The following is an 18615-nucleotide window of genomic DNA, read 5'->3' on the forward strand; positions in this document are numbered from 1 at the left end:
ATGCAGAAGATTCTGGTCAGCCGCTGCCTGTTGGGCCACCGCGTGCGTTACGACGGCGGGGCCAGCGGGCCGTTCGCTGTGCTCGAACGGTGGATCGCCGAAGGGCGCGTGGTGCCGCTGTGTCCTGAGGTCGCCGGGGGCCTGCCGACCCCACGGGCCGCCGCGGAAATCCCGGGCGGGCAGGGCGCCGCAGTGCTGGACGGGCTCGCCTCGGTGATCACCACCGAGGGTGAAGATGTCAGCGCGCAGTTTCTCGACGGCGCGCGGCAGGCGCTGGCGCTGGTGCAAAAGCACAGCATCCGCCTGGCGGTGCTCAAGGCCAACAGTCCTTCCTGCGGGAATCTGCTGACCTATGACGGGACGTTCAGTGGCGTGAAGGTTTCGGGAGAAGGCGTTACGGCGGCGCTGCTCAGACGTCATGGTGTTCAAGTTTTCAGCGAACTGGAGCTGCCTGAAGCTGCAATGGCTCTGACCCAACTCGACTGAAAGCCACCCACAAGACCCATAGTGGGAGCGGGCTTGCTCGCGAAAGCGGCGGTTCATCCAGCATGTGTATTGACTGACACGACGCCTTCGGGAGCGAGCACCCTCCCGCCGGGTCATGGGTTCATTTGGGTTCGGTCAACCACTTTTGCGACAACGCCGCCAGCCGACCATCGGCCTTGATCCGCTGCATCGCACTCTCGAGGCTGGCCTGGAACGCCGGATTACCCTTCTGAAACGGAATCGCCAGCTCTACCGGCGGCGCTGCTTTCGGTTTCTCCTCGGTCAACGCCTGCACCAGCACCATCGGCCGTGGCTGCTCATCCTTCTTCGCCAGCAGTTGCGAATCGACCTTGCCGTAAGACTCGCTGAAGTCGAAACGATCCTGGAGTTCCGGGGTCAGTGCTATGTGGTTGAGCGCAACGTCGTACTTGCCGCTTTCAACGCCCTGGAGCATGTCTGTTTCGTCGGTGACGATGAAATCGGCGCGCACATCCAGTTCGTTGGCCAGCAGTTGCCCAAGCTCGACCTCGAACCCCGTGAGCGTGTCGCCGTCCTTGAAATTGAAGGGCGGTGTATTAGCCTCAAGGGCAATACGCAATTCGCCACGGTCGTTGACGTCATCAATCAGTTCGGCGTGAGCCAGCGGGCTCAGAAGGGGTAGCAGGCAGATCAGGCCAGGCAGAAAACGCATGGTCACTCCTTTGAAATCATTATCGCGATGCTCTGAGTCAGGCTCGCTTTGCTATGGTTGTCGAGTGCCTTCGACAACGAATGGTCATGAAGTTGTCATGACCGCGCGGATTTTACGGAAAAACTGGAGAAGAGAATGAAAACGTTTATGTCACGAGCAGCCTTGGCTGGCCTGTTGATGGGTGTTTCAGTGCTGGCCAGTGCAGCCACCCCGGCACCCAAGGGCGCTGAAGTGTTCATCGTTTCTCCCGAGGACGGGGCGACGGTTGCGCAGACCTTCACCGTCAAGTTCGGCACCAAGGATGTCGCGTTGGCCCCGGCCGGCGATGTCACCAAGAACACCGGCCACCATCACCTGCTGATCGACGTCGACCAGTTGCCTGCCGCCGGCGCACCGATTCCGAACGACGCCAATCACATGCACTTCGGCAAGGCGCAGACCCAGGCCGAGATCAAACTGGCCCCGGGCAAGCACACCCTGCAGCTGGAACTGGGCGACAGCGGCCACATGCCGTTCGATCCGCCGATCGTCTCGAAGAAGATCACCGTCAACGTCAAATAAAAAAAGGGAGCCCTTTCGGGGCTCCCTTTTTTTATCAGTGGCGAGCTGCAAGCTACGAGCTTCAAGCAACTTGCCGCTTGTAGCTCATAGCTACTCTTAGAAGAGCACTCGGCTGCGGATGGTGCCGTTGACGTGTTGCAGCTTCTCTTGCGCCAGCTCCGAGTATTCGGCGTCGACGTCGATGACCACGTAGCCGACTTTCTCGTTGGTCTGCAGGAACTGACCGGAGATGTTGATGCCGTTTTCGGCGAAGACCTTGTTGATCTCGCTCATCACGCCCGGGATGTTCTCGTGGATGTGCAGCAGGCGGTGCTTGCCAGGGTGAGCCGGCAGGGCCACTTCCGGGAAGTTCACCGACGATACCGACGTACCGTTGTCGCTGTACTTGACCAGTTTTTCCGCTACTTCCAGACCGATGTTGGCCTGCGCTTCAGCGGTGGAACCGCCGATGTGCGGGGTCAGGATCACGTTGTCCAGGCCGCGCAGAGGGCTTTCGAACTCTTCGTCGTTGGAGCGTGGCTCCACCGGGAACACGTCGATGGCCGCGCCGATCAGGTGCTTGTCCTTGATCGCGTCCGCCAGGGCGTCCAGCTCGACCACGGTGCCGCGCGCGGCGTTGATCAGGATGCCGCCCTTCTTGATGGCGCGGATTTCCTTCTCGCCGATCATCCACTGGGTGGCTGCGGTTTCCGGTACGTGCAGGGTGACGATATCGGACATGCCCAGCAGTTCGTGCAGGTTGCCGACCTGGGTCGCGTTGCCCAGTGGCAGCTTGGTCACGGTGTCGTAGAAGTACACCTGCATGCCCAGGCCTTCAGCCAGCACCGACAGCTGCGTGCCGATCGAGCCGTAGCCGACGATGCCCAGCTTCTTGCCGCGGATCTCGAAGGAGTTGGCTGCGGACTTGATCCAGCCGCCACGGTGGCAGGAAGCGTTTTTCTCCGGGATGCCGCGCAGCAGCAGGATCGCTTCGGCCAGCACCAGCTCCGCGACGGAACGGGTGTTGGAGTACGGTGCGTTGAACACGGCGATGCCGCGCTCGCGGGCCGCTTCCAGGTCAACCTGGTTGGTGCCGATGCAGAAACAGCCGACCGCCACCAGTTTCTTCGCGTGATCGAAGATCTCTTCGGTCAGTTGGGTGCGCGAACGAATGCCGATGAAGTGAGCGTCAGCGATCTTTTCCTTGAGCTGGGCTTCCGGCAGGGAGCCTGTCAGGTACTCGATGCTGGTGTAGCCCGCCGCCTTGAGGACGTCGACAGCCGATTGGTGGACGCCTTCGAGAAGAAGGAACTTGATCTTGCTCTTATCGAGAGAAGTCTTGCTCATCTGCGTAAACCTGTATCCCGGAGAAAAATGGCAGGAAAGGGAGCAGCCCGGAGCTGACCCGCACGGCAGGAAAGCCGTCACCGCAGAACCGCCGTTGGGCACTGGCCTGCGGGGTCGGTATGCTAGCATAGCCACCCCGCTAAACACTCATTCCTGCGACGTGAAGCGTCTTCAGGATGACCATGAATTGTTCGAGAGTTCTGTCGATGACCAATCCTGCCCTGATTGATGAACTGAAGACCCTGGTCGAGCCTGGCAAGGTCCTGACCGACGCCGACTCCCTGAATGCGTACGGCAAGGATTGGACCAAGCACTTCGCCCCGGCGCCAAGCGCCATCGTGTTCCCCAAGTCGATCGAGCAGGTGCAGGCCATCGTGCGCTGGGCCAACGTGCACAAGGTGGCGCTGGTGCCATCGGGCGGGCGCACCGGCCTGTCCGCCGCCGCAGTGGCGGCCAATGGCGAGGTGGTGGTGTCGTTCGACTACATGAACCAGATTCTCGATGTGAACCTCACCGACCGCACCGCCGTGTGCCAGCCAGGTGTGGTGACCGAGCATTTGCAAAACGTCGCCGAAGAAAACGGCCTGTATTACCCGGTGGATTTCGCTTCCGCCGGCTCCAGCCAGATTGGCGGCAACATCGGCACCAATGCCGGCGGGATCAAGGTCATTCGCTACGGCATGACCCGTAACTGGGTGGCGGGCATGAAGGTCGTCACCGGCAAGGGCGATGTGCTGGAGCTGAACAAGGATCTGATCAAGAACGCCACCGGCTACGACCTGCGCCAGCTGTTCATCGGCGCCGAAGGCACACTCGGCTTCGTCGTCGAAGCGACCATGCGCCTCGACCGTGCGCCAAAGAACCTCACCGCGATGGTGCTCGGCACCGCCGACTTCGATTCGATCATGCCGGTGCTGCACGCCTTCCAGGGCAAACTCGACCTGACGGCGTTCGAATTCTTCTCCGACAAGGCCCTGGCCAAGGTCATGGGCCGTGGCGACGTGCCGGCACCGTTCGACACCGACTGCCCGTTCTATGCCCTGCTGGAATTCGAAGCGACCAGCGAAGAAGTGGCCAACAGCGCCCTGGAAACCTTCGAGCACTGCGTGGAGCAGGGCTGGGTGCTCGATGGTGTGATGAGCCAGAGCGAAACCCAGTTGCACAACCTGTGGAAGCTGCGCGAGTACATCTCCGAAACCATCTCGCACTGGACCCCGTACAAGAACGACATTTCGGTCACCGTATCGAAAGTGCCGGCGTTCCTGCAGGAAATCGACGCGATCGTCGGCGAATACTATCCGGACTTCGAAATCGTCTGGTTTGGCCACATCGGCGACGGCAACCTGCACCTGAACATCCTCAAGCCGGACAACCTGAGCAAGGACGAGTTTTTCGCCAAGTGCGCCACCGTCAACAAGTGGGTGTTCGAAACCGTCGAGAAGTACAACGGTTCGATTTCCGCCGAACACGGCGTGGGCATGACCAAGCGCGATTACTTGACCTACAGCCGTTCGCCGGTGGAAATCGAATACATGAAAGCGGTCAAGGCAGTGTTCGACCCCAACGGCATCATGAACCCGGGCAAGATCTTTGCGGTTTGATCGGCAATCGATGATGAATCAATGAAGGCAGGAGTCGGTAAATGAGCTATCAGCACCAGTATGTCGACGGCACGCGGATTCACTTCCCGTTGGGAAAAGTGGTGTGCATCGGGCGTAATTACGCCGAACACGCCAAGGAACTGGACAATCCGGTGCCTACGGAGCCGCTGCTGTTCATCAAGCCGGGCAGTTGCGTGGTGCCGCTGGAAGGCGGTTTCAGCATTCCGACCGAGCGTGGCTCGGTGCATTACGAGGCGGAAATCGCCGTGTTGATCGGCAAGCCGCTCTCGACCAAACCGAGCCGTGAGGAAGTGCTGGACGCGATCTCCGGTTTCGCCCCGGCGCTGGACCTGACCCTGCGTGACAAGCAGGCCGAGCTCAAGGCCAAGGGCCTGCCGTGGGAAATCGCCAAGTCCTTCGATGGCGCGGCAGTGATCGCGCCGTTCGTCGTCGGCAGCACCTTTGCCGACCTGACCGACATCGGCATCCGCCTGACCATCAACGGCGAAGTGCGCCAGGACGGCAACAGCAGTGCGATGCTCAACCCGATCGTGCCGATGATCCAGCACATGGCCGGCTGCTTCTCGCTGCAGGCCGGTGACGTGATTCTCACCGGTACGCCAGTGGGTGTCGGGCCGCTGAACGTTGGCGATGAGATCGTGCTGGAACTGCCGGGCGCCAGTCGCTTCACCAGCAGCGTGCGCTGACTGCGACGCTGAAAGAAACTGTGGGAGCGAGCCTGCTCGCGAATGCGCTAGATTGGTTAACGACGATGTCGACTGATCTTACGCATTCGTTGGATCGCCACCCGGAGCAAACTCGCTCCCACATTTGTTTTTGTGTTGCAGCTCGCAAACACATAAGGCATTCCGGCCATTTGCCGTTTTTTTCACATTTTGTCCGGATAATTCCGATCATTCTGGCGTCTGAGCCGGCCTCTTTGTGCTATTACCCGTAGCCTGAATTTTCGGAACGCGTCCTTTGATGTCAGCTCAAACTCAGCCCAAACCTGCTCGCCGTTCACGCTTCGCCCTGCGCTGGTATTCCTGGCTGTTGCTGGTGGTCGCCGCTGCCTACGCGCTGGCGTATGCCATGCACTGGGATGACCGTGGTGTGCTCTGGGTGCTCGAGCGCTTCGAAAGCAGCGCCGAACAGAAGCAGAGCGTATGGCTGCCGGACTATCGCGTGGTGATCGACGCCAAGCTGCTGCCGGACATGGAAAAGGACGAGGCTTCGGACCTGTCCTACGACGCGCAGACCAAAACGCTGTTTTCGGTGATGGGCAAGAACCCGTTCCTGGTCGAACTGACCCTGCAGGGCGATGTGCTGCGCAAGATGCCACTGGTGGGCTGGAGCAATCCCGAAGGCGTGACCGTGCTGGGCAATGGTCTGCTGGCGATCGTCGACGAGCGCGAGCACTTGCTGTCGATCGTCAAGGTCGACGCCGATACCCGCGAATTGCACCGCGACAACTTCCCGAAATACGATCTCGGCCCTTCGAAAGACCAGAACAAGGCCTTTGAAGCCATTACCTGGGACCCGCGCAATCAGCAACTGCTGCTTGGCGAGGAGCGGCCACCGGCGTTGTTCACCTGGAAAAGCGACGGCAGCCAGACCCTGACCGGCGACAAGCACAAGCTGCACAGCGACGAGCTGGATATCCGCAACCTCTCGGCCCTGGCGATCGACCCGCGCACCGGTCATACCCTGGTGCTGTCCGCCGATTCGCATCTGCTGCTGGAGCTGGACGAGAAGGGCGAGCAAGTCAGCTTCATGACGCTGCTCGGCGGCTTCAACGGCCTGAAGAAAACCATCCCGCGCGCCGAAGGCGTGACCATGGACGATGCCGGCAACCTGTACATGGTCAGCGAGCCGAACCTGTTCTACCGCTTCGAAAAACAGAAGTAATGCCTCTGCACAGGGGCGGCCGCAGGGGTGTCTTGTGGCCTGGGGCAACTGGCCATTAAGCTTCAATTCAGACCGGCGTGATATTTCATCCGCCTGTTTTGATTCCGAGCCTGCCTGAATGCGTCGATTTGCCCGCCCTAAGCCGTTGTTCATCCTGTTGTCGGTGATTGCTCTGATCGCCCTGATCGCGATCGGCCAATACCTGCGCCTGTTCGAGCGCGCCTGGTTCAACCTGCACACGCTGTGGCAGCCATTGAGCAGCGAGGCGATCGGCCTGGATCAATACCGGGTGGAAATCGAGGCGCGGGTCATCGACGGACTGGACGACGATGTATCCGCCCTGACGTTCGATCCGGTGCGCAAAAGCCTGTTCACCGTGACCAACAAGAATGCCGAGCTGATCGAGTTGTCGCTGGACGGCAGGATCCTGCGTCGGATCGCCCTGATCGGCTTCGGCGACCCGGAGGCGGTGGAGTTCATCAGCGCCGATACCTACGTGATCACCGACGAGCGTCAGCAGCGCCTGATCAAGATCCATCTGGAGAAAGACACCACGTTCCTCGATGCCGCGGATGCCGAGCAGATGACCCTTGGCGTGCACATGAGCGGCAACAAGGGCTTCGAGGGCCTGGCCTACGATTCGCAGGGCAAGCGTCTGTTCGTGGCCAAGGAACGTGATCCGATGCTGATTTACGAGGTGCACGGCTTTCCCCATTTCAATCCGGAAAAGTCCTACGCCGTGCACGTGATCAACAACCCCAAGCGCGATGCCGGGATGTTCGTGCGCGATCTGTCGAGCCTGCAATACGACGAGCGCAGCGGCCATCTGCTGGCGCTGTCGGATGAGTCAGGGCTGATTCTGGAACTGGATGTGGACGGGCGCCCGCTGAGCACCATGTCGCTGAGCAAGGGCCGGCAAGGCTTGCAGAAAACCGTACCGCAGGCCGAAGGCATTGCGATGGACGACGACGGGGCGTTGTATCTGGTGAGTGAGCCGAACCTGTTCTACGTCTTCAGGAAACCTGCGCGGAACTAACAAACACCGCGAAACACTGTGGGAGCGAGCCTGCTCGCGAATGTGTCAGATCAGTCAGCCTATTCATTGCCTGACACGACGCCTTCGCGAGCAAGCTCGCTCCCACAGGTTTTTTCATCTGCCCATAAAAAAGTGGGCAGCCTGGATTATTCAGCTTTGAGGGTCTTCACGCCTTCGCTGGTGCCCAGCAGCAACAGATCCGCCGGACGCGCGGCGAACAGGCCGTTGGTGACCACGCCGACGATGGCGTTGATCTGCGCTTCCAGTTCCACCGGGTTGGTGATCTGCAGGTTGTGCACGTCGAGGATGATGTTGCCGTTGTCGGTCAGCACGCCTTCGCGGTAGACCGGATCGCCGCCCAGCTTCACCAGCTGACGGGCGACGTGGCTGCGGGCCATCGGGATCACTTCCACCGGCAGCGGGAACGCGCCCAGCACGGGCACCAGTTTGCTCGCGTCGGCGATGCAGATGAAGGTCTGGGCCACGGCCGCGACGATCTTCTCGCGGGTCAGGGCAGCGCCGCCGCCCTTGATCAGGTTCAGGTGCGCGTCGCTTTCATCGGCGCCGTCGACGTAGAACTCCAGGTTGCTCACGGTGTTCAGCTCGTAGACCGGGATGCCATGGCCCTTGAGGCGCGCAGCGGTGGCTTCGGAACTGGCGACCGCACCGTCGAATGCACCCTTGTGCAGGGCCAGGGCATCGATGAAGCAGTTGGCGGTGGAGCCAGTGCCGACGCCGACGATGCTCTTGTCGTCGAGTTTCGGCAGGATGAAGTCGACGGCGGCCTGCGCCACTGCCTGTTTGAGTTGATCCTGGGTCATGCGGGCTCCGAGGTGCCGAAGAGGGGGAACGAAAGGCCGGCATTATAGGCCCGGGGGCGGGGAAGGTCATTGCCCGATTGGCAGGTGAAAAGATCGCCGCTTGCCGCCGCTTCTGGAGCAATCGTATGAGCCCGGTGGGCCGCGATGTGTTGCGCAGCGCCGCAAACCCCCTGTTTGGTGTGGTCGCTGGGACAAAAGCCGGGTTAGACTCCTTGGCCCTGCCCAACCCGCTCAGTGATGCTTTCCGATGCTCGAACAGTACGTCAAGAAGATCCTCACCTCGCGCGTTTATGACGTTGCCGTAGAAACCCCGCTGCAGAACGCTCGCCAGCTCTCCGAGCGGCTGGGCAACGATATCTGGCTCAAGCGCGAAGACTTGCAGCCGGTGTTCTCGTTCAAGATTCGCGGCGCCTACAACAAGCTGACCCAGTTGAGCGACGAAGAACGCGCCCGCGGCGTGGTCACCGCGTCGGCGGGCAACCATGCGCAGGGCCTGGCCCTGGCGGCGAAAGTACTGGGCGTGAAAGCCACCATCGTGATGCCCAAGACCACCCCGGAGATCAAGGTCGAAGGCGTGCGCTCGCGCGGCGGCAAAGTGGTACTGCACGGCGATTCGTTCCCCGAAGCGCTGGCCTACTCGCTGAAGCTGGTCGACGAAAAAGGCTACGTCTACATCCACCCTTACGACGATCCGCACACCATTGCCGGGCAGGGCACCGTGGCAATGGAAATTCTCCGCCAGCATCCGCAGCCGCTGGATGCGATCTTCGTTCCGGTCGGTGGCGGCGGCTTGATCGCCGGCATCGCCGCCTACGTCAAATACCTGCGTCCGGACATCAAGGTCATCGGCGTCGAACCGGACGACTCGAACTGCCTGCAGGCGGCGATGGCCGCTGGCGAGCGGGTGGTGCTGCCGACCGTGGGCATCTTCGCCGACGGCGTGGCCGTGGCGCAGATCGGCCAGCACACCTTCGACATCTGCAAGGATTACGTCGATGAAGTGATCACCGCCAGTACCGACGAGATCTGTGCGGCAATCAAGGATATCTACGACGATACCCGCTCGATCACCGAACCTGCCGGCGCCCTCGGCGTGGCCGGGATCAAGAAGTACGTCGAGCAGCGCGGCGTCAGCGGCCAGACCTTCGTGGCCATCGACTCCGGGGCCAACGTCAACTTCGACCGTCTGCGCCACGTCGCCGAACGCGCCGAGCTGGGCGAGGGCCGCGAAGCGATCATCGCAGTGACCATTCCCGAACAGGCCGGCAGCTTCAAGGCGTTCTGCGAAGCGATCGGCAAGCGCCAGATCACCGAATTCAATTACCGCTACAACACCGGCAGCGAGGCGCACATCTTTGTCGGCGTGCAGACGCACCCGGACACCGACCCGCGCAGCGCGCTGCTGGCGAGCCTGACCGAACAGGGTTTCCCGGTCGTCGACCTGACCGACAACGAACTGGCCAAGCTGCACATCCGTCACATGGTCGGCGGGCGCGCGGCGCAGGTGGTCGACGAAGTGGTGCTGCGCTTCGAGTTCCCGGAGCGACCGGGCGCGCTGTTCAACTTCCTCAACAAGCTGGGCGGGCGCTGGAACATCTCCATGTTCCATTACCGCAACCATGGGGCGGCGGATGGTCGGGTCGTCGCGGGCCTGCAAGTGCCTCACGAGGAGCGGCATCTGGTGCCGGCGGCGCTGGAGGCAATCGGCTACCCGTACTGGGACGAAAGCGACAATCCGGCCTACAAGCTGTTTCTGGGCTGAGCGGCTACGCTGATGGGCAGGCCATAAGGAAATCGAACCATGGAAACGTTAACTGCCCTGAAGGCGGCGCACCTGGTGGCGACGGCGGTCCTGCTGCTCGGTGCGCTGGGCCTGGGCGTGTGGGTGTTTCTCGCCCGGCGCCGAGGTGATGCGAGCGCAGGCAGCCGCACCCTGCAACGGCCGCGGGTGTTTGTCTGGCTGCTGATGGGGCTGGCGCTGCTGAGCATGCCGTTTACCGGCTGGGGCATGGTGCACCTGGTCGGCTGGCCGCTGGGGCAGACCTGGCTGCTCGCGTCGAGCGTGCTCTACACCGTGGCGGCGCTGGCGTGGTGCTGGCTGCTGGTGCGGTTGAACCGGTTGCGCAAGGCGCCGGGCGGGGTGGGGCGGTTCAGCCTGGCCTTGGCGTTGTTCAGCGTTGTCTGCTTTATCGCCATTGCCGGGTTGATGGGCGCCAAACCTGTTTAAGGCTTGAGACCGCGTCGCTTCAATCGCTGGCAAGGCCAGCTCCCACAGGATCTGCAGCGAACACAAATGGTGTGATCACCCGGAAAACCTGTGGGAGCTGGCTTGCCAGCGATAGCTGTATCAGCCGCGCAGACTGATGACGGGCCAGCCGCGCTTCTTGGCTTCGCTCAGCAGATTGGGATCAGGATCGACCGCCACCGGGTTCGTCACCTGCTCCAGCAACGGCAAATCGTTCATCGAGTCGCTGTAGAAATAGCTGTCATCCAGCGAGTAACCGGTTTCTGCCAGCCACCGGTTCAGGCGCGTCACCTTGCCCTCGCGAAAGCACGGCACGTCGGTGCTGCGCCCGGTGTAGCGGCCGTCGACCATCTCGCACTCGGTGGCGATCAGGGTGTCGACGCCCAGGCGCGCGGCAATCGGTGCGGTGACGAAGCGGTTGGTGGCAGTGATGATCACCAGTTTGTCGCCGGCGTCGCGATGCTTTTGCAGCAGGTCCATGGCTTTGGGCAGGAGGATCGGTTCGATGCAGTCGCGCATGTAATCGTGATGCCACTGCTCGAGCACGGCCATCTCGGTGCGGCCGAGGATTTCCAGGCAGAAGTTCAGGTACGCGGCGTTATCCAGTTTACCGGCCAGGTAATCCTGGTAGAACGCGTCGTTGCGCGCCTTGTAGGCGACCGGGTCGAGGAAGCCGCGCGCGCACAGATAGTCGCCCCAGGCGTGATCGCTGTCGCCGCCCAGAAGGGTGTTGTCCAAATCGAATAGAGCCAGGCGCATTGCAGTTACCCGCTGAAAAGTCAGTAAAAAGGCGACAAGAATACGGTCTTTTCACAAGAGTGCACATAAGGTAGGAAGCTTCGTTGCCGCCTTATCAAGCTTTGTGGAACAATGCGGCGACATGCGTTTGCGAGGTTGTTGCCGTGATCGACCCCGATGGTTTCCGCCCCAATGTCGGGATCATTCTGACGAATGACGCCGGCCAGGTGCTATGGGCTCGCCGTATCAATCAAGATGCCTGGCAGTTTCCGCAAGGGGGGATCAACCCCGAGGAAACGCCGGAGGACGCCTTGTACCGCGAGCTGAACGAAGAAGTTGGCCTGGAACGCGAAGATGTTGAAATTCTCGCCTGTACCCGGGGCTGGTTGCGCTATCGTTTGCCGCAACGTCTGGTGCGTACCCACAGCCAACCGCTGTGCATCGGCCAGAAGCAGAAGTGGTTTCTCCTGCGCCTGATCTCCAACGAGCAGCGGGTGCGGATGGATTTGACCGGTAAACCGGAGTTCGATGGCTGGCGCTGGGTCAGCTATTGGTATCCGTTGGGCCAGGTGGTGACATTCAAGCGCGAGGTGTATCGCCGCGCTCTCAAAGAGCTTGCCCCGCGCCTTTTAGCGCGCGACTGACGACGGAGTTCGACCCCGAGCCATGCTCAATACGCTGCGCAAGATCGTCCAGGAAGTTAACTCCGCCAAGGATCTCAAGGCGGCGTTGGGGATTATTGTGTTGCGCGTCAAAGAGGCCATGGGCAGCCAGGTCTGCTCGGTCTACCTGCTTGATCCCGAGACCAACCGCTTCGTCCTGATGGCCACCGAGGGCTTGAACAAGCGCTCGATCGGCAAGGTCAGCATGGCACCCAACGAAGGTCTGGTCGGCCTGGTCGGCACGCGTGAAGAACCCCTGAACCTCGAAAACGCCGCGGATCACCCGCGCTACCGCTACTTCGCCGAGACCGGCGAGGAGCGCTACGCCTCGTTCCTCGGGGCGCCGATCATTCACCACCGCCGCGTCGTCGGCGTGTTGGTCATCCAGCAGAAAGAACGCCGCCAGTTCGACGAAGGTGAGGAAGCCTTCCTGGTGACCATGAGCGCGCAGCTCGCCGGGGTTATCGCGCATGCCGAGGCCACCGGCTCGATCCGTGGCCTGGGCCGTCAGGGCAAGGGCATCCAGGAAGCCAAGTTCGTCGGCGTGCCGGGTTCGCCGGGGGCGGCGGTCGGTACCGCGGTGGTCATGCTGCCACCGGCGGACCTCGACGTGGTGCCGGACAAGACCATTACCGACATCGACGCCGAGCTGGCGCTGTTCAAGACCGCCATCGAAGGCGTACGCGCCGACATGCGCGCGTTGTCGGCGAAATTGGCGACCCAGCTGCGTCCGGAAGAGCGCGCGCTGTTCGACGTCTACCTGATGATGCTCGACGACGCCTCGCTGGGCAGCGAAATCACCAACGTGATCAAGACCGGGCAGTGGGCCCAGGGCGCGTTGCGTCAGGTCGTGACCGATCACGTCAACCGTTTCGATTTGATGGACGACGAGTACCTGCGTGAGCGGGCGTCGGACGTCAAGGACCTGGGCCGACGCCTGCTCGCCTACCTGCAGGAAGAGCGTCAGCAGAACCTGGTTTACCCGGAAAAGACCATTCTGGTCAGCGAAGAGCTGACCCCGGCGATGCTCGGCGAAGTGCCGGAAGGCACGCTGGTCGGTCTGGTGTCGGTACTCGGTTCGGGTAACTCCCACGTCGCGATCCTGGCCCGGGCCATGGGTATCCCGACGGTGATGGGTGTAGTCGACTTGCCATACGCCAAGGTCGATGGCATTCCGATGATCGTCGACGGGCTCAAGGGCGAAATCTACACCAACCCAAGCGAAGTGCTGATCAAGCAGTTCGCCGAAGTGGTCGAAGAAGAGAAACAACTGGCGCTGGGCCTCGACACCCTGCGTGATCTGCCATGCGTGACCCTCGATGGCCACCGCATGCCGTTGTGGGTCAACACCGGTCTGCTGGCGGACGTGGCGCGGGCGCAGAAGCGCGGCGCCGAGGGTGTCGGCCTGTACCGCACCGAAGTGCCGTTCATGATCAACCAGCGCTTCCCGAGTGAGAAGGAACAGCTGGCGATCTACCGCGAACAGCTCGCCGCGTTCCATCCGCAACCGGTGACCATGCGCAGCCTGGACATCGGCGGCGACAAGTCGCTGTCGTACTTCCCGATCAAGGAAGACAACCCGTTCCTCGGTTGGCGCGGGATTCGCGTGACCCTCGATCACCCGGAAATCTTCCTGGTGCAGACCCGCGCGATGCTCAAGGCCAGCGAAGGCCTGAACAACCTGCGGATCCTGCTGCCGATGATATCCGGCACCCACGAGCTCGAAGAAGCGCTGCACCTGATCCACCGTGCCTGGGGCGAAGTGCGCGACGAAGGCACCGACGTGCCGATGCCGCCGATCGGGGTAATGATCGAGATTCCGGCGGCGGTGTACCAGACCAAGGAACTGGCGCGGCAGGTGGATTTCCTCTCGGTCGGCTCCAACGACCTGACCCAGTACCTGCTGGCCGTGGACCGTAACAACCCGCGGGTCGCCGACCTCTACGACTACCTGCACCCGGCGGTGCTGCAAGCCCTGCAAACCGTGGTGCGCGACGCCCACGCCGAAGGCAAGCCTGTGAGCATCTGTGGCGAGATGGCCGGTGATCCGGCCGCGGCGGTGTTGTTGATGGCAATGGGCTTCGACAGCCTGTCGATGAACGCCACCAACTTGCCGAAGGTGAAATGGATGCTGCGCCAGATCAACCTGAGCAAGGCCAAGGACCTGCTGGCGGAACTGATGACCATCGACAACCCGCAGGTTATCCACAGCTCGCTGCAACTGGCGCTGAAGAACCTTGGCTTGTCGCGGATGGTCAATCCGGCTGCGGCCAAACCCGCCTGAAATCTCCCGTGCCCGTGGTTGAGGGAGCCAGCGCCCTCGACCACGGGTTCAGGTATTGATTTCCACCTCGCCCAGATGCCCGCCGTACGGGCCGAAACTGCGCTCGACCATCCGGCGCGAACCGTCCGCCTGCACGATCAACGCGGTGCTGGCCCGCGTGCCGTAGCTCTGGCTGGCAATGAACACACTCGACAGCAGCGCCTCGGTGGCCAGGCCAACGCCGGTATCCGGCAGTTCGGCGGTCGGTGCCGGCTGTGCGTCGTGCAAAAACGCCAGCAGCCGCGCCGGCTGCGGATCGTCCAGCGCCGCCTGCAGCGCTGCCTTGGCCTTGAGCAGCTTCGGCCATGGCGTGTCCAGTCCGGCGTTGGACAAACCATAGATTCCCGGTTGCAGCATCACCGCTTCCGCATCCCGGGCATTGAAGTGCCACAGTTCGTGGGCGTTGCCGAGCAACAGGTTGAAACCGGCATATTCCGCGGAACGGGCAACAACGTCGGTCAAATAGTCGTCGATCGACAGGCTGCCGGTCAGAAACCCCGCCACCAGTTCGCCGCGCGAGCGGCGCGCCGGGGGCTGGCCTGGATCGCGGATGTTGGTCAGCGCGGCAAAGCGGCCGTGACTGCCGAGGCCAAGCCAGGTGCCACCGGCCTCGAGGTCGCGGCCGGCGTGGACATGCGGCGCATGCGGCCACTGGGCCAGCGGCAGGCTGGGCCGGGCGTAGAACTCGTCACGGTTGGCCGCGACGATCAGCGGCTGGGCATGCCCCGGCCGCCAGGCGAAAACGATGAGACACATAAGGTAGTCCTTGTGCGTTTTCTGCCCACTTTACGCAGACATCGGCCGTGCATCCATCGCCAGTGGAGCGCAAGGCCATCCATCCGTTACCATGCCGCTCCGGTTTTGGGGACGCGTCTGGGAGACAGTCATGGAATTTCTGCTCTATCTGGCGCTGGGAGCCTGCGCAGGTGTGCTGGCTGGGTTGTTCGGGGTGGGTGGCGGGATCATCATCGTCCCGGTACTGGTATTCAGTTTTACCTTGCAGGGCTTCGATCAGTCGATCCTGACCCACCTGGCGGTCGGCACGTCGCTGGCGACGATCATCTTCACCTCGGTCAACGCCGTGCGTGAACACCATCGCCGCGGCGCAGTGCGCTGGCCGATCTTTGTCTGGATGACCGTGGGCATCCTGATCGGCGCCGGTTTCGGCGCGCTCACCGCCGAGGCGATCTCCGGCCCCAACCTGCAGAAGATCATTGGTGTGTTCGCCCTGGTGATCGCCGTGCAGCTGGCCCTGGATTTCAAGCCCAAGGCCAGTCGAACGGTGCCGGGCAAATTCGGTCTGACCGTGGCCGGCGGCGTGATTGGCTGGGCCTCGGCGATTTTCGGCATTGGCGGCGGCTCGCTGACTGTGCCGTTCCTGACCTGGCGCAGCGTGCCGATGCAGCAGGCGGTGGCGACGTCGTCGGCCTGCGGCCTGCCGATCGCCGTGGCCAGTGCCGCAAGTTTCATGATTCTGGGCTGGCATGATCCGTTGCTGCCGGCCCATAGTCTCGGTTTTGTGTATTTGCCGGCGCTGCTGGGCATCGCGTTGACCAGCATGGTCTTCGCCCGTCTCGGCGCGCGCCTGGCGCATCGGCTGTCGCCGAAGTTGCTGAAAAGACTGTTCGCCGCTTTGCTGTTTTGCGTGGGGCTGAGTTTTCTGCTCTGAGCGCGCCGCAATCCTGGCTTAATCCTGAGGTGGCAGCGTCCCCCGGGAATTCTGCTTTCAACTCTAACGAGGAGTCGCAATGCTGCCTTACCCGCAGATCGACCCGGTGGCCCTGGCCATCGGTCCGCTGAAAATCCATTGGTACGGCCTGATGTACCTGGTCGGTATCGGCGGTGCATGGCTGCTGGCGTCGCGCCGGCTCAACCGCTTCGACCCGACCTGGACCAAGGAGAAACTCTCCGACCTGGTGTTCTGGCTGTCGATGGGGGTGATCGTCGGCGGGCGGCTGGGCTACGTGCTGTTTTATGACCTGAGTGCCTACATCGCCAACCCGACGCTGATTTTCGAAGTGTGGAAGGGCGGCATGTCGTTCCACGGTGGCTTCATCGGCGTGATGCTGGCTGCCGTGTGGTTCGGCAAACGCAATGGCAAGTCGTTCTTCCAGCTGATGGACTTCGTCGCGCCGATGGTGCCGATCGGCCTGGGTGCCGGACGCATCGGCAACTTCATCAACGCCGAGCTGTGGGGCAAGCCGACCGACGTGCCGTGGGCGATGATCTTCCCGCCGTTCAGCGATCCGGCACAGCTGCCGCGCCACCCGTCGCAGCTGTATCAGTTTGCGCTGGAAGGCGTGGCGCTGTTCCTGATCCTCTGGCTGTTCTCGCGCAAACCGCGGCCGACCATGGCCGTTTCGGGCATGTTCGCGCTGTTCTACGGGATCTTCCGTTTCATCGTCGAGTTCGTCCGCGTGCCGGACGCACAATTGGGCTATCTGGCCTGGAACTGGCTGACCATGGGGCAGGTGCTCTGCGTACCGATGATCGTCGGCGGGCTGTTCCTGATCTGGCTGGCCTACCACCGTGCCCCGGCGACACCGGTGGCCCCGACGGCTTAAATATTCGAACCCCGGCGCGGTTCGCCGGGGCTCAAGGACACAGGTAACTCATGAAGCAATATCTCGATCTGGTGTCGCACGTCATCAACAACGGCACCAAGCAGGCCAACCGTACGGGCGTGAACACCATCAGCTTTCCGGGCGCCATGCTGCGCTTTGACCTGCAGGAAGGTTTCCCGGCGATCACCACGCGCAAAATGGCCTTCAAATCGGCCATCGGCGAGATGTGCGGCTTTCTCCGTGGCGTCAACAACGCTGCTGAATTCCGCGCGCTGGGCTGCAAGGTCTGGGACCAGAACGCCAACGAAAACGCCCAGTGGCTGGCCAACCCGTTCCGTCAGGGCGACGACGACCTCGGCGAAATCTACGGCGTGCAATGGCGCAAATGGCCGGCCTACAAGCAGATCCCGCTGAGCAACACCGCCGCCATCGAACAGACCCTGAGCAACGGCTACAAACAGATCGCCCAGGGCGAAGAAGACGGCCAGGCCTACGTGGTGCTGTACAAGGCCATCGACCAGGTGCGCCAGTGCGTCGACACGATCATCAAGGACCCGGGCAGCCGGCGGATCCTGTTCCACGGCTGGAACTGCGCCCAGCTCGATGAAATGGCCCTGCCGCCGTGTCATCTGCTGTACCAGTTCCACCCGAATGTCGAGACCAAGGAAATCTCCCTGACCCTCTACATCCGCTCCAACGATCTGGGCCTGGGCACGCCGTTCAACCTCACCGAGGGCGCGGCGTTGCTGAGCCTGATCGGTCGCCTGACCGGCTACACGCCGCGCTGGTTCACCTATTTCATCGGTGATGCGCACGTCTACGAGAACCATCTGGACATGCTCAACGAACAGCTCAAGCGCGAACCGTTCGCCATGCCGAAGCTGAAAATCTCCGATCGCGTGCCGGAGTTTGCCAAGACCGGCGTCTACCAGCCGGAGTGGCTGGAGCTGGTCGAGCCGAGCGACTTCTCGCTGGAAGGCTACGAGCACCACGCGCCGATGACCGCGCCGATGGCGGTCTAAGGAGCAACACAGAAACCTGTGGGAGCGAGCTTGCTCGCGAAAGCGCTGTATCAGTCAACGATGATGTCGACTGACACGCCGTCTTCGCGAGCAAGCTCGCTCCCACAGTCGTTTTCAGAGTGTGCTCAGTGGCCGTGGCTGCGGCCTACATGCGAGTGCTCCACTTCCGTCGCGACGACCCCGCCACTCACCTCCAGCCGCTGCAGGATCCCGCACTGATCCGCCCCCGGCCCCTCGCCGCAGCGTTGGCGCAGGTCGAGCAGTTGCGCCTGCAGGGCCAGCAACCCGTCAATTCGCGCCTTCACATGCTGGATGTGCTCGTCGATCAGCGTATTGACGCTTGCACACTGATCCTGCGGGCTATCGCGCATGGCCAGCAGGCTGCGGATTTCCTCGAGGGTCATGTCGAGGGTGCGGCAGTTGCGGATAAAGGTCAGGCGCTCGGCGTGGGCCTGGGTGTAGACGCGGTAGTTGCCGTCGCTGCGCGCCGGTTCCGGCAGGAGGTTTTCGCGCTCGTAGTAGCGGATGGTTTCCACGGCGCAGTCGGTGAGTTTCGCCAGTTCGCCGATCTTCATCACGGCCATCTCCAAATGGGTGCTTGACCCTATAGTGGCTACAGGGTCTTTACTTG

The 18615-nt window shown here is 62.1% G+C and carries 19 protein-coding genes and 1 pseudogene; 14 read left to right on the forward strand and 6 right to left on the reverse strand.

Annotated features, from left to right (window positions below; genetic code table 11):
* Entirely contained in the window at positions 1 to 486 is a 486-nt protein-coding gene (locus QRN70_RS16970; RefSeq protein WP_285419107.1) for a 2-thiouracil desulfurase family protein, read from the forward strand.
* Between the two features lie 121 nt (positions 487 to 607).
* On the opposite strand, the gene QRN70_RS16975 is transcribed toward QRN70_RS16970, so the two are convergent.
* A complete protein-coding gene (locus QRN70_RS16975) occupies positions 608 to 1177 on the reverse strand; it encodes a transporter substrate-binding domain-containing protein (RefSeq protein WP_285419108.1) in 570 nt (189 codons plus the stop codon).
* Positions 1178 to 1312: 135 nt separating this feature from the next.
* Between QRN70_RS16975 and QRN70_RS16980 the strand changes: the two genes are divergently transcribed.
* Positions 1313 to 1738: a DUF4399 domain-containing protein gene (locus tag QRN70_RS16980; protein ID WP_285419109.1), complete on the forward strand. Its 426-nt coding sequence runs from the start codon at positions 1313 to 1315 to the stop codon at positions 1736 to 1738.
* A 96-nt stretch (positions 1739 to 1834) separates the two neighbouring features.
* On the opposite strand, the gene serA is transcribed toward QRN70_RS16980, so the two are convergent.
* Entirely contained in the window at positions 1835 to 3064 is a 1230-nt protein-coding gene (gene serA / locus QRN70_RS16985) for a phosphoglycerate dehydrogenase (protein ID WP_285419110.1), read from the reverse strand.
* A gap of 206 nt (positions 3065 to 3270) precedes the next feature.
* Between serA and QRN70_RS16990 the strand changes: the two genes are divergently transcribed.
* The 4 genes from QRN70_RS16990 to QRN70_RS17005 all read left to right on the forward strand — a co-directional run bounded on the left by QRN70_RS16990 (position 3271) and on the right by QRN70_RS17005 (position 7609).
* Positions 3271 to 4665 carry a D-2-hydroxyglutarate dehydrogenase gene (locus QRN70_RS16990; protein ID WP_285419111.1) on the forward strand — a complete coding sequence of 465 codons (1395 nt, stop codon included), beginning with the start codon at positions 3271 to 3273 and terminating at the stop codon, positions 4663 to 4665.
* A 41-nt stretch (positions 4666 to 4706) separates the two neighbouring features.
* On the forward strand, positions 4707 to 5372 hold the full coding sequence (locus QRN70_RS16995; protein ID WP_285419112.1) for a fumarylacetoacetate hydrolase family protein: 666 nt from the start codon (positions 4707 to 4709) through the stop codon (positions 5370 to 5372).
* Positions 5373 to 5649: 277 nt separating this feature from the next.
* On the forward strand, positions 5650 to 6573 hold the full coding sequence (locus QRN70_RS17000; RefSeq protein WP_285419113.1) for an SdiA-regulated domain-containing protein: 924 nt from the start codon (positions 5650 to 5652) through the stop codon (positions 6571 to 6573).
* A 118-nt stretch (positions 6574 to 6691) separates the two neighbouring features.
* Positions 6692 to 7609 (forward strand): SdiA-regulated domain-containing protein, encoded by a 918-nt coding sequence (locus QRN70_RS17005; protein ID WP_285419114.1) that lies wholly within the window; start codon positions 6692 to 6694, stop codon positions 7607 to 7609.
* Between the two features lie 146 nt (positions 7610 to 7755).
* Here the strand turns inward: QRN70_RS17005 and rpiA are convergent, their stop codons facing one another.
* Complete coding sequence (rpiA, locus tag QRN70_RS17010; RefSeq protein WP_085580965.1) at positions 7756 to 8430, reverse strand: ribose-5-phosphate isomerase RpiA; 675 nt, start codon at positions 8428 to 8430, stop codon at positions 7756 to 7758.
* A 247-nt stretch (positions 8431 to 8677) separates the two neighbouring features.
* On the opposite strand from rpiA, the gene ilvA reads away from it, so the two are divergent.
* On the forward strand, positions 8678 to 10192 hold the full coding sequence (ilvA, locus tag QRN70_RS17015) for a threonine ammonia-lyase, biosynthetic (protein WP_285419115.1): 1515 nt from the start codon (positions 8678 to 8680) through the stop codon (positions 10190 to 10192).
* Between the two features lie 39 nt (positions 10193 to 10231).
* Positions 10232 to 10657 carry a DUF2269 family protein gene (locus QRN70_RS17020; RefSeq protein WP_285419116.1) on the forward strand — a complete coding sequence of 142 codons (426 nt, stop codon included), beginning with the start codon at positions 10232 to 10234 and terminating at the stop codon, positions 10655 to 10657.
* A gap of 120 nt (positions 10658 to 10777) precedes the next feature.
* Here QRN70_RS17020 and QRN70_RS17025 read toward each other — a convergent pair whose 3' ends face one another.
* Positions 10778 to 11434: a histidinol-phosphatase gene (locus tag QRN70_RS17025; protein ID WP_285419117.1), complete on the reverse strand. Its 657-nt coding sequence runs from the start codon at positions 11432 to 11434 to the stop codon at positions 10778 to 10780.
* 143 nt (positions 11435 to 11577) lie between these two features.
* On the opposite strand from QRN70_RS17025, the gene QRN70_RS17030 reads away from it, so the two are divergent.
* Both QRN70_RS17030 and ptsP read left to right on the forward strand, forming a co-directional pair.
* A complete protein-coding gene (locus QRN70_RS17030; protein ID WP_003229203.1) occupies positions 11578 to 12057 on the forward strand; it encodes an RNA pyrophosphohydrolase in 480 nt (159 codons plus the stop codon).
* Positions 12058 to 12079: 22 nt separating this feature from the next.
* Positions 12080 to 14359 carry a phosphoenolpyruvate--protein phosphotransferase gene (gene ptsP, locus QRN70_RS17035; protein ID WP_285419118.1) on the forward strand — a complete coding sequence of 760 codons (2280 nt, stop codon included), beginning with the start codon at positions 12080 to 12082 and terminating at the stop codon, positions 14357 to 14359.
* Between the two features lie 48 nt (positions 14360 to 14407).
* Here ptsP and QRN70_RS17040 read toward each other — a convergent pair whose 3' ends face one another.
* Positions 14408 to 15154: an NRDE family protein gene (locus QRN70_RS17040; protein ID WP_285419119.1), complete on the reverse strand. Its 747-nt coding sequence runs from the start codon at positions 15152 to 15154 to the stop codon at positions 14408 to 14410.
* Positions 15155 to 15284: 130 nt separating this feature from the next.
* Here QRN70_RS17040 and QRN70_RS17045 point away from each other — a divergent pair, with 130 nt between their 5' ends.
* From QRN70_RS17045 to QRN70_RS27810, 4 genes and pseudogenes are all read left to right on the forward strand, one after another.
* Positions 15285 to 16067 carry a sulfite exporter TauE/SafE family protein gene (locus QRN70_RS17045; RefSeq protein ID WP_285419120.1) on the forward strand — a complete coding sequence of 261 codons (783 nt, stop codon included), beginning with the start codon at positions 15285 to 15287 and terminating at the stop codon, positions 16065 to 16067.
* Positions 16068 to 16146: 79 nt separating this feature from the next.
* Complete coding sequence (lgt, locus tag QRN70_RS17050) at positions 16147 to 16962, forward strand: prolipoprotein diacylglyceryl transferase (RefSeq protein WP_285419121.1); 816 nt, start codon at positions 16147 to 16149, stop codon at positions 16960 to 16962.
* 50 nt (positions 16963 to 17012) lie between these two features.
* On the forward strand, positions 17013 to 17984 hold the full coding sequence (locus QRN70_RS17055; RefSeq protein ID WP_285419122.1) for a thymidylate synthase: 972 nt from the start codon (positions 17013 to 17015) through the stop codon (positions 17982 to 17984).
* Between the two features lie 18 nt (positions 17985 to 18002).
* A pseudogene (locus QRN70_RS27810) lies at positions 18003 to 18092 on the forward strand (metal ABC transporter ATP-binding protein); the annotation flags it as partial.
* A gap of 17 nt (positions 18093 to 18109) precedes the next feature.
* Here QRN70_RS27810 and cadR read toward each other — a convergent pair.
* Positions 18110 to 18559, reverse strand: coding sequence for a Cd(II)/Pb(II)-responsive transcriptional regulator (gene cadR, locus QRN70_RS17065; RefSeq protein ID WP_285419123.1), 450 nt, complete (start codon positions 18557 to 18559; stop codon positions 18110 to 18112).
* Positions 18560 to 18615: the final 56 nt, after the last annotated feature.

Origin of the sequence: Pseudomonas sp. efr-133-TYG-5, from assembly GCF_030209175.1 — a bacterium.
Lineage (GTDB): Bacteria > Pseudomonadota > Gammaproteobacteria > Pseudomonadales > Pseudomonadaceae > Aquipseudomonas.